The 13,700-nt window shown below is 63.9% G+C and carries 11 protein-coding genes; 7 read left to right on the forward strand and 4 right to left on the reverse strand.

The genetic code is table 11. The annotated features are described in order from the left end of the window. Positions 1 to 182 precede the first annotated feature (182 nt). The 6 genes from AC1DYC_RS23915 to AC1DYC_RS23940 are packed head-to-tail and all read left to right on the forward strand — an operon-like array spanning position 183 to position 7,253. Positions 183 to 1,061, forward strand: coding sequence for a glucosamine kinase nucleotide-binding domain-containing protein (locus AC1DYC_RS23915; protein WP_477410262.1), 879 nt, complete (start codon positions 183 to 185; stop codon positions 1,059 to 1,061). Then, the gene (locus AC1DYC_RS23920) at positions 1,058 to 1,840 is read left to right on the forward strand and encodes a GntR family transcriptional regulator (protein ID WP_477410263.1); all 783 of its coding nucleotides are present in this window, start codon (positions 1,058 to 1,060) and stop codon (positions 1,838 to 1,840) included. The genes AC1DYC_RS23915 and AC1DYC_RS23920 overlap by 4 nt, the downstream gene beginning before the upstream one ends. After that, complete coding sequence (locus AC1DYC_RS23925) at positions 1,837 to 2,868, forward strand: SIS domain-containing protein (protein ID WP_477410264.1); 1,032 nt, start codon at positions 1,837 to 1,839, stop codon at positions 2,866 to 2,868. The genes AC1DYC_RS23920 and AC1DYC_RS23925 overlap by 4 nt, the downstream gene beginning before the upstream one ends. Next, a complete protein-coding gene (gene nagA / locus AC1DYC_RS23930) occupies positions 2,865 to 4,040 on the forward strand; it encodes an N-acetylglucosamine-6-phosphate deacetylase (protein ID WP_477410265.1) in 1,176 nt (391 codons plus the stop codon). Before AC1DYC_RS23925 ends, nagA begins: the two co-directional genes overlap by 4 nt. A gap of 9 nt (positions 4,041 to 4,049) precedes the next feature. Continuing rightward, the gene (locus AC1DYC_RS23935; protein ID WP_477410266.1) at positions 4,050 to 5,162 is read left to right on the forward strand and encodes an NAD(P)/FAD-dependent oxidoreductase; all 1,113 of its coding nucleotides are present in this window, start codon (positions 4,050 to 4,052) and stop codon (positions 5,160 to 5,162) included. A gap of 57 nt (positions 5,163 to 5,219) precedes the next feature. Next, the gene (locus tag AC1DYC_RS23940) at positions 5,220 to 7,253 is read left to right on the forward strand and encodes an ABC transporter ATP-binding protein/permease (RefSeq protein WP_477410267.1); all 2,034 of its coding nucleotides are present in this window, start codon (positions 5,220 to 5,222) and stop codon (positions 7,251 to 7,253) included. A 70-nt stretch (positions 7,254 to 7,323) separates the two neighbouring features. Here AC1DYC_RS23940 and AC1DYC_RS23945 read toward each other — a convergent pair whose 3' ends face one another. The 4 genes from AC1DYC_RS23945 to AC1DYC_RS23960 form a co-directional block, all read right to left on the reverse strand. After that, positions 7,324 to 8,838, reverse strand: a complete 1,515-nt coding sequence (locus AC1DYC_RS23945; protein ID WP_477410268.1) for a malonate--CoA ligase — start codon at positions 8,836 to 8,838, stop codon at positions 7,324 to 7,326. 90 nt (positions 8,839 to 8,928) lie between these two features. Beyond that, on the reverse strand, positions 8,929 to 9,666 hold the full coding sequence (locus tag AC1DYC_RS23950; RefSeq protein ID WP_477306528.1) for a GntR family transcriptional regulator: 738 nt from the start codon (positions 9,664 to 9,666) through the stop codon (positions 8,929 to 8,931). A 489-nt stretch (positions 9,667 to 10,155) separates the two neighbouring features. Continuing rightward, the gene (rpe, locus tag AC1DYC_RS23955) at positions 10,156 to 10,833 is read right to left on the reverse strand and encodes a ribulose-phosphate 3-epimerase (protein ID WP_477410269.1); all 678 of its coding nucleotides are present in this window, start codon (positions 10,831 to 10,833) and stop codon (positions 10,156 to 10,158) included. A gap of 140 nt (positions 10,834 to 10,973) precedes the next feature. Continuing rightward, on the reverse strand, positions 10,974 to 12,932 hold the full coding sequence (locus AC1DYC_RS23960; protein WP_477410270.1) for a hypothetical protein: 1,959 nt from the start codon (positions 12,930 to 12,932) through the stop codon (positions 10,974 to 10,976). A gap of 193 nt (positions 12,933 to 13,125) precedes the next feature. Between AC1DYC_RS23960 and AC1DYC_RS23965 the strand changes: the two genes are divergently transcribed. Further along, complete coding sequence (locus AC1DYC_RS23965; RefSeq protein WP_477410271.1) at positions 13,126 to 13,680, forward strand: dihydrofolate reductase family protein; 555 nt, start codon at positions 13,126 to 13,128, stop codon at positions 13,678 to 13,680. Positions 13,681 to 13,700: the final 20 nt, after the last annotated feature.

Below are 13,700 nucleotides of genomic sequence, written 5' to 3' on the forward strand. Positions count from 1 at the left end.
AACGAACAATACCAAAAAAATACCACTTGTCCACACGCATTAACGGATTTGAGTGCCAGAAATCGCTGAGCCGACGAATTTCCTAGGTTTTTCAATAAAATACATCTTAATCTTTTTGAAACGGAAATTAATCCTTGGCTATTGGTATTTTATTGGTATTATCCGCCCCGAGGAGAAATCGCGTGAATTTCGTGCTCGGTATCGATGGCGGCGGCACCAGCTGCAGGGCAGCCCTTGCGACAGGCGATGGCGCTGTCATTGGCCGCGCCAAAAGCGGCGCCGCCAACATTCGCACCGATCTCACCGGCGCCCGCACTCATATTGTCGAGTCGGCGCGCCAAGCCTTCATCGCTGCAGGCCAGAATCCGGACCTGATCCCGCAGACACCAGCCATTCTCGGCCTCGCCGGCGCCAATGTCGGCACCTACCGGCAGCAGCTCGAAGCGATCCTGCCGTTCAGCATCAGCCGCGTCGAGACCGACGCCGAGATCGCGCTGGAAGGCGCAGTCGGCTCCGGTGACGGCGCCATGGCCATTCTCGGCACCGGCACCGCCTATATGGCGCGCAAGAGCGGGGTATCCCGCGCCATTGGCGGCTGGGGGTTCCAGGTCGGCGACCAGGGCAGCGGCGCCCGCATTGGCCGCGATCTGCTCGAACAGACGCTGCTTGCCCATGACGGTGTCCGCCCGCGCTCAGCCCTGACCGACAGCATGATGGCCACCTTCCGCAACAATCCCGAAGACGTGGTCGAATTCACCACCAATGCCAAGCCAGGCGATTTCGGCGGCTTCGCGCCCAAGGTGTTCGAGCATGCCGAGAAGGGCGACGCCGTCGCCAACTGGATCGTCGACAAGGCGGTCGCCGATGTCGAGGCATCGCTTGGCGCGCTCGACCTCTCGCAAAACGCGCCGCTCTGCCTGCTCGGCGGGCTGGCGCCGCTCTATGCGCCGCGCCTTTCGCAGCGCTATCAGGTGTTGCTCAAGGCGCCGCTCGACGATGCGCTTGGCGGCGCCGTGCAGATGGCGGCCCGCATCTTCGCCAAAGCGGAGGCGGCTCGATGAGCGAGGCCGCCGACCAGATCTTCGCCACGCTGAAGCAATCGTCGCAGAGCGGGGCGCCGCTCTATCTGCAGCTGCGGAAAAGCATCGAGGATGCCGTCAATCGAGGTCTGATCGGACCGGGCGACGCGCTGCCTTCCGAGCGCGACATCGCGACCAAGGCCGACATTTCGCGCGTCACCGTGCGCAAGGCGGTGCAGGATCTGGTCAAGGGCGGCATCCTGGTGCAGCGCCACGGCTCCGGTACTTTCGTCGCGCCGCGCATGGAGCGCGTCGAGCAGTCGCTGTCGCGGCTCACCTCTTTCACCGAAGACATGGCGCGGCGCGGCATGGCGGTGCGTTCGGTCTGGCTCGACCGCGGCCTCTATGCGCCCTCGCCCGACGAGATGATGGTGCTCGGCCTTTCGTCGAACGAACTGGTAGCGCGCGTGTCGCGTCTGCGCATCGCCAACGACACGCCGCTGGCCATCGAGCGCGCCTCGCTGTCGGCCAGCGTGCTGCCCGACCCGGCAGGCATCGGCTCCTCGCTCTATGCGGCTCTGGAACTGACCGGCAACCGGCCGGTGCGGGCGGTGCAGCGCATCTCGGCCGCCAATCTCGGCGACGCCGATGCGCGTCTGCTCGAAGTGCCGCCGGGTATTGCCGGACTGCACATCGAACGCATTTCCTATCTGGCGAGCGGCAAGGTGATCGAATTCACCCGCTCCATCTACCGGGGCGACGCCTATGATTTCGTCGCCGAACTGCGCCTGACAGGGCCGAGCGAAGAGGGCCGACCATGATCCCCAACACCACCCATATGCGGCGCGAGATCGACGAGATTCCGGAAGCCGTGGCGCGCCTGCTCGACGGCTCGGCGGCAGTGCTGACCGAAGCTGGGCGCGGCATTCGCGAGCGCGATCCGAGCTTCATCGTTACCGTCGCGCGCGGCTCGTCCGACCACGCCGCCACCTTCATGAAATATGCCGTCGAACTGACCGCCGGTCTGGCCGTGGCATCGGTCGGCCCGTCGATCGCCTCGATCTACGGCGCCAAGCTCAAGCTCGCCGGCTCGGCCTGCCTCGCCATCTCGCAATCGGGCAAGAGCCCCGACATTGTCGCCATGGCCGAAACGGCGCGGGCCGGCGGATCGCTCACCGTCGCCATCACCAACACCGCGGATTCGCCGTTGGCGCGGGCCTCGGATTTTGCCATCGACATCCTGGCCGGGCCCGAGCGCAGCGTTGCGGCGACGAAGACCTTCGTCAATTCGGCGGTGGCCGGGCTGGCCCTGATGGCGCATTGCACCGGCGACGACAAGCTGCTGGCCGCGCTTGCCCGCCTGCCCGAGCATTTCAGCAAGGCGATCGCCTGCGACTGGATGGCGCTGGCCGGCGCATTGGAGACGCCGCAGTCGCTGTTCATTCTCGGCCGTGGCCCGTCCGCGGCGATGGCCAACGAGGCGGCGCTGAAGTTCAAGGAGACCTGCGGCATGCATGCCGAGGCCTATAGCGCGGCCGAAGTCATGCACGGCCCGCTGGCGCTGGTCGGGCCGGGCTTTCCGGTGCTGGCACTGGCCGCCCGCGACGCCTCGGAGCCATCCGTGGCCGAAGCCGCCGACAACCTCGCCGGCAAGGGTGCGGCCGTCTTTGTAACCTCGGACAAAGCCAAGAGCGCCGCACGGCTGCCGCATGTCGCCACCGGTCATCCCTTGACCGATCCGCTGACGCTGATCGTGTCCTTCTATGGCTTCGTTGAGGCCTTCGCCCGCCATCGCGGCCTCGATCCGGATGTACCGCGCAATCTGCGCAAGGTGACGGAAACCGTATGAGCGACCATTTTGCCCTGACTGGCGCCCGGATTTTCGATGGCGACGACTGGCATGATGACGCCGCCCTGCTCGTGCACGGCGACGTGGTCGAAGGCATCCATCCTGTCGGCGCCATTCCGTCCGGCGTTGCCCGGATCGACACCGGCGGCGGCATGCTGGCGCCGGGCTTCGTCGACCTGCAGGTTAATGGCGGCGGCGGCGTCATGCTCAACGACCATCCCGATGTCGCTTCGCTGGCAACCATCTGCCGGGCGCACGCGCCGTTCGGCACCACGGCGCTGCTGGCGACGCTGATTACCGACACGCCCGCAATCACCGCCGCTGCCATTGCCGCCGGCACCGAGGCGGCACGGCATAAGCTGCCGGGCTTTCTCGGCCTGCATCTCGAAGGCCCGCATCTCTCCGTCGCCCGCAAGGGCGCGCATGACCCGGCGCTGATCCGGCCGATGACGGATGCTGATCAGGCGGCCCTGATCGCGGCGCGCAAAAACCTGCCTGTGTTGCTGACGACGATCGCGCCCGAATCCGTCGAGCCTGCCCGCGTCGCCGCACTTGCCAAGGCCGGCATCATCGTCAGCCTCGGCCACTCCGACACCGGCTACGCCACGGCAAAAGCCTTTGCCGATGCCGGCGCCAGTGTGGTCACGCATCTGTTCAACGCCATGAGCCAGATCGGCAACCGCGAGCCGGGGCTGGCGGGTGCCGCCATCGACATAGGCGGTCTCTCGGCAGGCATCATCGCCGACGGCATCCATGTCGACCCGGCCACCATGGCAATCGCGCTGCGTGCCAAGCAGGGACCCGGCAGGATCGTGCTGGTCACCGACGCCATGGCGACGATCGGCACCGACATGACCTCGTTCACGCTCAACGGCCGCATCATCTATCGCAAGGACGGCAGCCTGCGGCTGGCCGACGGCACGCTGGCCGGGGCCGATCTCGATATGATCTCGGCCGTTCGCTACGTGCACCGAATTGTCGGACTGGACCTGTCGGAAGCCTTGCGCATGGCCTCGCTCTATCCGGCGCACGCAGTCGGCCAGGCGCACCGGCTCGGCCGCTTCGCCAACGGCACCGCGGCCGATATCGTCGCTCTGTCGGACGATCTCGACATCCAGGGCGTGTGGATCGGCGGCGACAGGGTTTTTGCAGGCAGTAACGGTTCACACTAAAGTCCACCCATGCATGATGTCGATTGTGTCGTCGCCGGGGCAGGTGTTGTCGGCCTCGCCATCGCCCGTGCGCTGGCGCTGGCGGGCCGCGAAGTGCTGGTGGTCGAGAAGGCCGCAGCCATCGGCACAGGCACCAGTTCGCGTAACTCGGAAGTCATCCATGCCGGGCTCCACTATGCGCCGGGCAGCCTTAAAGCCCGCCTCTGCGTCGCGGGTCGCGAGTTGCTCTATGCCTACTGCCGCGAGCACGACGTCGCCCACCGGCGCACCGGCAAGCTGATCGTCGCCGTCGAACCCGACCAGTTGGAAAGGCTGCAGGCGATCCAGACCAACGCGGCGCAATGCGGAGTGGGCGACCTCACCCTTTTGACGCGCGGCGAGGCCGAAAATCTCGAACCGGCGCTGACATGCGCCGCTGCGCTGCTGTCGCCGTCGACCGGCATTGTCGACAGCCAGGCGCTGATGCTGTCGTTGCGCGGCGGCGCCGAGGCCGCCGGCGCCTCCATAGCCTTGCTCACCACGATCGTCAGCGCAGCCGTCGAAACCGATGGGATCCGTATCGACACGCGCGACGCCAATGGTGAGAAGTTCCGCCTCAAAGCCGGCGCCTTCGTCAACGCCGCCGGCCTCGACGCCCAGGCATTGGCCGGCCGCATCGCGGGTTTTCCGCAAGACCTCGTTCCGCCGCTATGGCTGGCGCGCGGCAACTATTTCGCGCTGTCCGGCCGGTCGCCCTTTTCGCGGCTGATCTATCCGGTGCCTGTCCAAGGCGGTCTCGGCGTGCATCTGACCCTCGACATGTCGGGGAGCGGGCGCTTTGGCCCTGATGTCGAATGGATCGACAGCGTCGACTATACCGTCGATCCGGGCCGAAGCACTGCCTTTTATGAGGAGATCAGGCGCTACTGGCCCAGCCTTACTGATGGTGCGTTGCAGCCCGCCTATGCCGGCGTCCGGCCAAAACTATCCGGTCCAGGCCAGCCGGCAGCCGACTTCATCGTCCAAGGGCCTGCCGACCATGGCGCCGGGCAAATCGTCAATCTGTTCGGCATCGAGAGCCCTGGTCTGACGGCAAGCCTGGCGATCGCCGACCATGTCGTGGAGCTGCTCGGTCTGGAATGACGGGGCTGGTGCCATCTCCCATGAAACCTTTTGATTTTGAGGCCGTTGTCGGAGCGTATGTCCGAGGCGAAACCCAAATCGAAACCGACCGACGGCATCAGACCGCGCGATGCCGCGAAGCCTCGCCGGGAAAAGCCGCCCCGGCAAACGCGCGAAGGTAGGTCGCGCGACCAGAAGGCATCGACCGTCGAGGCAGCGTCCGAGCTCGTCGGCGAGGCCGCGCCGCCGCCGGAAGCTATCGAGCCCGATCCGCAGCTGACGCCCGAAGAGGCCGAGCAGGCGCGCAAGAAATACCTGCTGCGGCGTTTCTGGATCAGCGCGCGCGGCTACTGGAGCCGGCGCGGCGATCGGCTCGCCTGGCCATTCACGATCGGAGTGCTGCTGCTGATCTGCATCAACATCGGTTTCCAGTATGGCATCAATGTCTGGAACCGCTCGATGTTCGATGCCCTCGAGCAGCGCAACGCCCGCACAGTCTATTTCCTCAGCGCCGTATTCGTGCCGCTGGTGATCTGCAGCGGCAGCCTTGTCGTCGCGCAGGTTTACCTGCGCATGACGATCCAGCGCCGCTGGCGTTCCTGGCTGACCACCGGGGTCGTCGCGCGCTGGCTGGCAAACGGCCGCTACTACCAGCTGAACCTCGTGGGCGGCGACCACCAGAACCCCGAGGCCCGCATGACCGACGATCTGCGCATCGCCACCGAGTCGCCGGTCGACTTCATCGCCGGCGTCCTCAACGCGTTCCTGTCGGCCTCGACCTTCATTGTCGTGCTGTGGACCATCGGCGGCGCGCTCACCCTGCCGATCGGCGGCGAGAGCATCACCATTCCCGGCTTCCTGGTCATCACCGCGATCATCTATGCCGCCATCACCTCGACCTCGATGGTGGTCATCGGCCGCAATTTCGTCCAGCTCTCCGAGCGGAAGAACCAGGCGGAGGCCGAACTGCGCTACACGCTGACGCGCGTGCGCGAAAACGGCGAGAGCATCGCCTTGCTGGGCGGCGAGGAGGAGGAGCGCGGCGGCATCGACAGGAATTTCGGCCATGTGCTGAGGCAATGGGCGCTGCTGACCGGACAGCACATGCGCACGGCGGCGGTGTCGCAGGGATCGAGCCTGTTTGCGCCGGTCGTGCCGATCCTGCTGTGCGCGCCAAAATTCCTCGAAGGCTCGATGACGCTTGGCGAGGTGATGCAGGCAGCGTCTGCCTTTGGCATTGTGCAAGGCGCGTTCGGCTGGCTGGTCGACAACTATCCGCGTCTCGCCGACTGGAACGCCTCCGCGCGGCGCATTGCCTCGCTGATGATGTCGCTCGACGGGCTCGAGCGCGCCGAGCAGAGCGATGCGCTCGGACGCATCAACCGGGGCGAAACCGAAGACGGCGCCATCCTCAGCCTCGACAATCTTTCCGTGACACTCGACGACGGCACCTCCGTGGTCAAGGAAACCAAGGTCGTGATCGAGCCGGGCGAGCGGGTGCTGGTGGCTGGCGAATCTGGTTCAGGCAAGTCGACGCTAGTGCGGGCCGTCGCGGGCCTGTGGCCATGGGGCGGTGGCAGCGTCAATTTCCATACCGACAGGCGCCTGTTCATGCTGCCACAACGCCCCTACATCCCCACCGGTACGCTTCGCCGCGCGGTCGCCTATCCCGCGGCGGCGGACAAGTGGACGATCAAGCAGATCAAGGCTGCCCTCGACAAGGTGGGGCTTGGCTATCTCACCGACAAGATCAGGGAAGACGCGCCATGGGACCAGACGCTGTCGGGCGGCGAGAAGCAGCGCCTCGCCTTCGCGCGCCTCCTGCTGCATCGCCCCGACATCGTGGTGCTGGATGAAGCGACTTCGGCGCTCGACGAGAAGAGCCAGGACACGATGATGGTGACGGTGATCCGCGAACTGCCTGATGTCACCGTCATCAGCGTGGCGCACCGCGCGGAGCTCGAGGCCTTCCACAGCCGCAAGATCACCCTGGAAAGGCGTGAGGGCGGCGCCAAGCTTGTCAGCGATGTCGACCTCGTCCCGCGCAAGCGCAAACGCAGCCTGCTGAACCGCGCTTTGTGGGGCTCCGGCACTGCAAAGCCGCCCCGATAGGGAGGGCCCTGCCGAACTGCGAACAGGTGGTCAGGCGAAGTGTCTGACGTTCATGTGGTTAGCCGGCTTTCTATTGGCTGTAGAGACTCTTGTAGGTCTCGCGCAGCAGGTTCTTTTGCACCTTGCCCATCGTGTTGCGGGGCAATTCATCGACGAAAATGACCTGCTTCGGGTGCTTGTATTTCGCCAGTTGGCCGGCGATGGCGCCAACGATCTCGGCCCCGGTAATCTGCGAGCCAGGCGCACGCACCACGATGGCGGTGACACCTTCGCCAAAATCGGGATGGGCAAGACCGATGACCGCACTTTCCGAGACGCCGGCAAGCGCGTCGATCTCGCTCTCGATCTCCTTGGGATAGATGTTGTAGCCGCCGGAGATGATCAGGTCCTTGCCGCGCCCAACGATGTGCACGTAGCCATCGGAATCGACGATGCCGAGGTCGCCGGTGATGAAAAAGCCGTCGGCGCGGAATTCCGCCTTGGTTTTCTCCGGCATGCGCCAATAGCCGGAAAAGACATTCGGCCCCTTGACCTCGATCATGCCGACCTCGCCCCGGCCAAGGGCAGCACCGGTGTCGGGATCGGCGATGCGCAGCGAAACGCCGGGCAGCGGGAAGCCGACCGTGCCGGCGCGGCGCTCGCCTTCATACGGGTTCGAGGTATTCATGTTGGTCTCGGTCATGCCGTAGCGCTCAAGGATGGCGTGGCCGGTGCGCTCGCGCCAGGCCGTGTGCGTTTCTGAGAGAAGTGGCGCCGAGCCGGAAATGAACAGTCGGATGGTCTTCGCCGCCTGTGCGTCGACCCCTTCCTGCTGCAACAGCCTGGTATAGAAGGTCGGCACGCCCATCAGCACGGTCGCGCGCGGCAGAAGCGAGACGATGCGGCCCGCGTCGAACTTCTGCTCGAACAGCATGGAGGCGCCGGCCATCAGGACGACATTGGTGGCGACGAATAGGCCGTGCGTGTGGAAGATCGGCAGCGCATGAATCAGCACGTCTTGCCCAGTGAAGCGCCATTGCTCGACCAGCACGCGCGCATTGGAGGCCAGGTTTTCGTGGCTGAGCATGGCGCCCTTCGAGCGGCCTGTCGTGCCCGATGTGTAGAGGATCGCCGCCAGATCGTCCGGCCTGCGTCCCACATCGTCGAAATCCTCAGGCTGCTGCGCGGCCAGTTCGGTCAGCGAGCCCTCGCCCTTGCTGCCAAGCGTGGCGGTGACGGCACCCGACGCCTGCGCCAGCGATGCGATATCACCTGCCCGCGCTGGGTCACAGACAACCAGACGCGGTTCAGCATCGCCGAAGAAATAGCCGAGTTCGGCCAGCGTGTAGGCGGTGTTGAGCGGCAGGAAGACCGCGCCGGCGCGCAGACAGGCGAGGTAAAGGAAAATGCATTCGGGACTTTTCTCGACCTGCACCGCGACGCGGTCGCCCGGTTCGACGGCGAAATGCACCAGCGCATGCGCCAGCTGCGCCGATTGCACGAGCATATCGCCATAGCGGATCGAGCGCCCGTCATCGGTTTCCATCAGGGCGCGCTCAGGCGCTGATATGCGGTCGCGGAAGGCGTCGAACAGGTGATTGCTCATGCGTCTTCCCTAGCGCATGGCCCCGAAAAAAAACAACCGCTTTTGGTAAAACCGCAGCAAGCAGATTTCGGATCGAAACGGAAGTTGTTGCTATCTGCGGCCGCGCAGCAACTTGCTGGCGCTTGCCCGGGCATCGCCGCTCTCGTTGAAGCGCTCCATGCACATGGCTGCTGTCAGGCGATAGTGGTTGAGCAGCGCTTCGACGGCGCCATCGGCATCGCCATCCACAGCGCGCTCGGCTATCAGGCGATGCTCGCCGATCTCGTCGCGCTCACTGCCATCCTGGGAGATCAGCCGGTAGCGGGAGGCCTGATCGGAAAGCTGGTCGCAAAAACCGGTCAGCCAATGCGAACGGCAGCCCGCGATCAGTGCCCGATGGAAGGCGCGATGCAGCTTTTCCCACTCCGGATTGTTCGAGGACGGATCCTCCGGCAAACGGCGCTGCGAGCGCGCCAGCCGATGCAAGGCCAGCACCAACTGCTCTTCCCATTCGCCGGTGCGGTTGGCAATGGATTCACGCAGCGCCCGCTCTTCCAGCCAGCAGCGGGTGCGTGTCAATTCCTCCAGTTCCGGTGCACTGACCGGCATGATGAAGAAACCGCGCTGGTCGTGGCGGCCGAGCAGGCCTTCCGAAGCAAGCCGGTTGAGAGCCTCGCGAACCGGCGAAGCGCCGGCGCCGTAACGGGAAACCACCCATTCGACACGAAGCTTGCTTTCACTTTCAAACACGCCGCGCAGGAGATCGTCGCGAAGCTGTTGATAGACCGTGCTGGCGAGTGTGCTCTTGGCCCCCGCGCCTTCGCTCATATCGGCAGATCCGTAGGTCAAAATGACTCCTATCGCTCTCCCATGCTCCGCCTGCCCGTTCGCGAAGCAAACGAATCCCCTGTACTTTTACTATATGCCTTAAGGCATCCCTGGCTCAAGGGACAGATCACGATATTCGACTTAAAGAGGAAGGTTTGCACATCTTGCTCGGGGGAAGTAACGAATATCGTGAAAAACTTGTTCTTGTGAAGAAACTTTGTCCCGCGATGCGGCTCGCGTCTTCGCGACCCGGCTGCGAGGCCCGGAATACGGGTAATTTTTTCTTAACGCGCGTCAGATTGCCGAACTGGCCCCTCCTGTAGGTACCTTCGGCATTCGTCCACTAGATTTTTGGCCTCCAGATGTAGTGCCAGATGCCATGATCGCCTCGCCCGGCGCGACGGTCAGCCGTGGCGACTGCCGCCAGTTGACCGCTTTCTGGGACATTTCGCTGGCTGGAAAGATCAGGCCGAGAAAGCAGAGCTGTCGGGATTTTTCCTGAAACTGATGTCAGCCGGCAGCCCGGTCGGCCGCGGTTCGGATGGCTTCGATATTGGCCCGGTAGGCTTCGACGCTGCCGCCCTTGAAGACAGCGGCGCCCGCCACCAGCACATCGGCGCCGGCCGATGTGACCAGGGGAGCTGTCTCCGGCGACACGCCGCCGTCAATCTCGATGCGGATCGGCCGGTGGCCAATCAGCGCCTTGACCCGCTTTACCTTGTCGACCATGGCCGGGATGAAGGCCTGGCCGCCAAAGCCTGGATTGACGGTCATGATCAGGATCAGGTCGAGCCGGTCGAGCACATATTCGATCGCGCTTTCCGGGGTCGCCGGATTGAGCGACACACCAGCCTTCTTGCCGAGACCTTTGATGGTCTGCAGCGAACGGTCGAGATGCGGTCCGGCCTCGGCATGCACGGTCAGGCCGTCGCAGCCGGCATCGGCAAAGGCGGCCAGATAGGGATCGGCCGGCGCAATCATCAGATGGCAGTCGAAGAAGGCCTTGGTGCGGTTGCGGATGGCCTTGATCACCGGCGGGCCGAAGGTGATGTTGGGCACGAAATGGCCGTCCATGACGTCGAGATGGATCCAGTCGGCGCCGGCCGCGGCCACCGCCTCGACCTCATCGCCGAGCTTCGAAAAGTCCGACGCCAGCACCGATGGCGCAATCAGGGTCTTCCTGGCCATGTCCGCTTCCCGTTGTTGAGCTTGCTTCCGCCCTAATCGTCTCGACGCCGCTTGTCGACAGGAATTCGGTGTGAGTGGCTGGTCCACACAATGTAGAGAGGCGGCAGTGGGCCGCCTCTCCAGGTCTGTAGCGTCAGATTTCAGTTCACGTGACGGCGCGGTTTGGCCAATCCCGGCGCAAACAGCTTGCCGCTGCCTTGCTTCAATCTCTGCAGATTGAACGTCTTGACGGGCGGCTTCGGCACGCAATGTCCACGCACCAGCTTTTCGGTCGTCCGGCAGCCAGTGGTGATGACGGCGTCCTTCACGCATGCCTTGCCAACGAGGTGGTAGCCGCGTTTGCAGTCGATGACGACGGGAGGCTTGCGCACGCATTTGCCGTTGATGCGCAATTCGTCGCGCCTGCACTGGTCGGCGACCACAGGGTTCCTCACGCATTTCAAGCCGACCTGACGATAGCCTGGCAGACAGTGGATGCTGATACCGATGCACCTGCCGTTGACAAGCTTTTCGGTGCTCTTGCAGGCGGCAACGATCGGCTTGTCGATGCATCTGCCGCGCAGCAATGTCTGGCTGGGCAGGCATTTGCGGCCGGGATCGACAATGACCGGCGGCAGTCTCGGTTTGCCGAAGTCCGGCCGCGTGCTCGAGACGAGATCGTCGGCCTCCGGTTCGGAGGTGCGCTTTATGCAGGTGAAATCCTCCTTGTCGGTATCGACGCTGGCGATGGAGCCGTTCTGCTTGATCTCCTGCAGGGTGCACTGGATCGAGCGGGTCCTGACGATGCTGAGATCATGTGCAGCACTTGCCTTGAAGACGCCGCCATCATTGAAGGCGACCGTCGTGCCGGTGAAGAAGGCGCCGTTCGAACAGCCGATCCGATAGTGAAACGCGCCGGGCTCGTCGCGGCTCACTTCGAATGCGACCTGACCTTTGCGAGGGCAGAGTTTTCTCGCTCCTGCGCTGTCGGAAACGACCACTTCGCCTTGCCAGTCGGCCTTTGCCGGCGGGTTGTCGGGATCGGCCTGCGGTGTGTCGGTGAAGCCACCGCCGCCGGCACCGGTGCAATGCACGGTGATATCCTTCCAGCCGTCGAAGGGTTCGAACGGTCCATTGCCGACGATCTCGGTCTTGTACTGGAAATAGGCCGTGGCGCCGACGTTCTCCCATTTCTCATAGCTGGCGAAATAGCCGTTCTTGCTCGCGTCGTACGATGCCCACGCCTGCTTGAACTCGGAGGTGATCGGTCCGCCGTCCTTCTGTCGCCAGATGCGCATCGAGACCGGTCCGGCCTGGTTGGCCTGCGCCCGGCTGGTGACCTTCAGCGAGGGACAGACCGTGCCAGGTGTCGAGCCCTGTTGGTTCGACTGGTAGGTGGTCAGGAACAGCTTGACGTTCTCGACCTCGAACTCGCCGAAATCGGCAGTGATGTCATGGACATTGGGCTTGATCACCGGGTCGCAGACGACCTGCACCTGGAAGGTGCCATGCGCGGCGTAGTTCGAGTCGAAAAGCGGATAGGGCCAGCTGCCCTGCTGGGTTTCGGCGACGGCATTGCCCATGTCGAGCGCCTTGTCGGTAAGCGCTGTGAAGCTGGCATCGAACGTGTGGCTGAACGAATAGGATTTCGTTGGACCGTCAGCCTGCAGGTGCTGGTTGCACTTGGCGATGATCTGGTCGCCATAGGGCACGATGGCAATGCCGGTGTCCGACGACAGGGGTAAAGTGGCCGGATCAAAGGCGAAGTTTTCCTGGTGGTCGTAGTCACGGCTGACAGGCGCCGCGCTCCAGATCGGCGGAAACGGACCGCATTGGCTGGGTCCGCAGATGCCGAGTGCGACACCGACATCCTGAACGTAGCCGGGCCAGCGCGTATCGATCTTCATGTGGCCCCAGAACTGGACGGTGCCGCTCTTCAGCGTGTCCCATTTCTGCTTGTCGCTCGAAACGACGTGGAGCGTGGTGTTGGCGCTCTGCGTGTCGAAAGACATCGACTTGATGTTGGCCTGTTCGGCAAGGGCTGACGTGCTGGCGAGCGCGGCTGCGATCAAGGCAACAGCGGTCGCCGTGTTGCGAAAGATATAACGGGGTGAAGACATTTTCTCTCTCCTGAAAGTGTTCCTTTCAGGAGTGGGTCATCCCGGCCGGAGCTAAGGTTCACCGAGAGGCAAACATAATTGCTGGCCCGGGTGTCGGCCTGCCTGGTGATCCATCTCGAGTCCAGTCGCTCTTTGATAGCTGATTGCAAAATGCAATCAGCTATATAATCTGCGGGCATCGACGGAGGTCAGCATGGGAAAGATCGTCTACTCGATGCTGACGTCGCTGGACGGCTATATCGAAGGGCCGTCCGGCGACATCGGCTTGCCGGTGCCCGAGGAAGAACTGCACCGGCATTTCAACGACGAGATGCGGCGGACCACGATCGCGCTCTGCGGACGCCGGATGTATGAGGCGATGCGCTTTTGGGACAGCCCCGAGCGGGAGACCGGAGGAGAGGTCGAGCGGGATTTTGCCGATGCCTGGCAAAAGACCCCGAAGATCGTGTTTTCGACGACGCTTCGCGACGTCGGACCCAATGCCCGGTTGGCGGGCGGCGACGTCGAAACCGTTGCCAACCAGCTCAAATCGCAGACGAAGGGCGAAATCTCCGTCAGCGGCGCCTATCTTGCCGCACAATTCGCGCGTGCGGGCCTGATCGACGAATACCGGCTCTATATGCAGCCGGTCGTGCTGGGCGGCGGCACGCCGTACTTCCAGTCCGGTCTGTCGCTGACCTTGCTGCCGCTCGGTACGCAAAGCCTTGCCCAGGGCGTAACGCTGCTGCGCTACGCACCCGCCAGCTGAGATTGGGCCCGGAACAAGTG

This window comes from Mesorhizobium sp. P2_E7 (assembly GCF_056403855.1).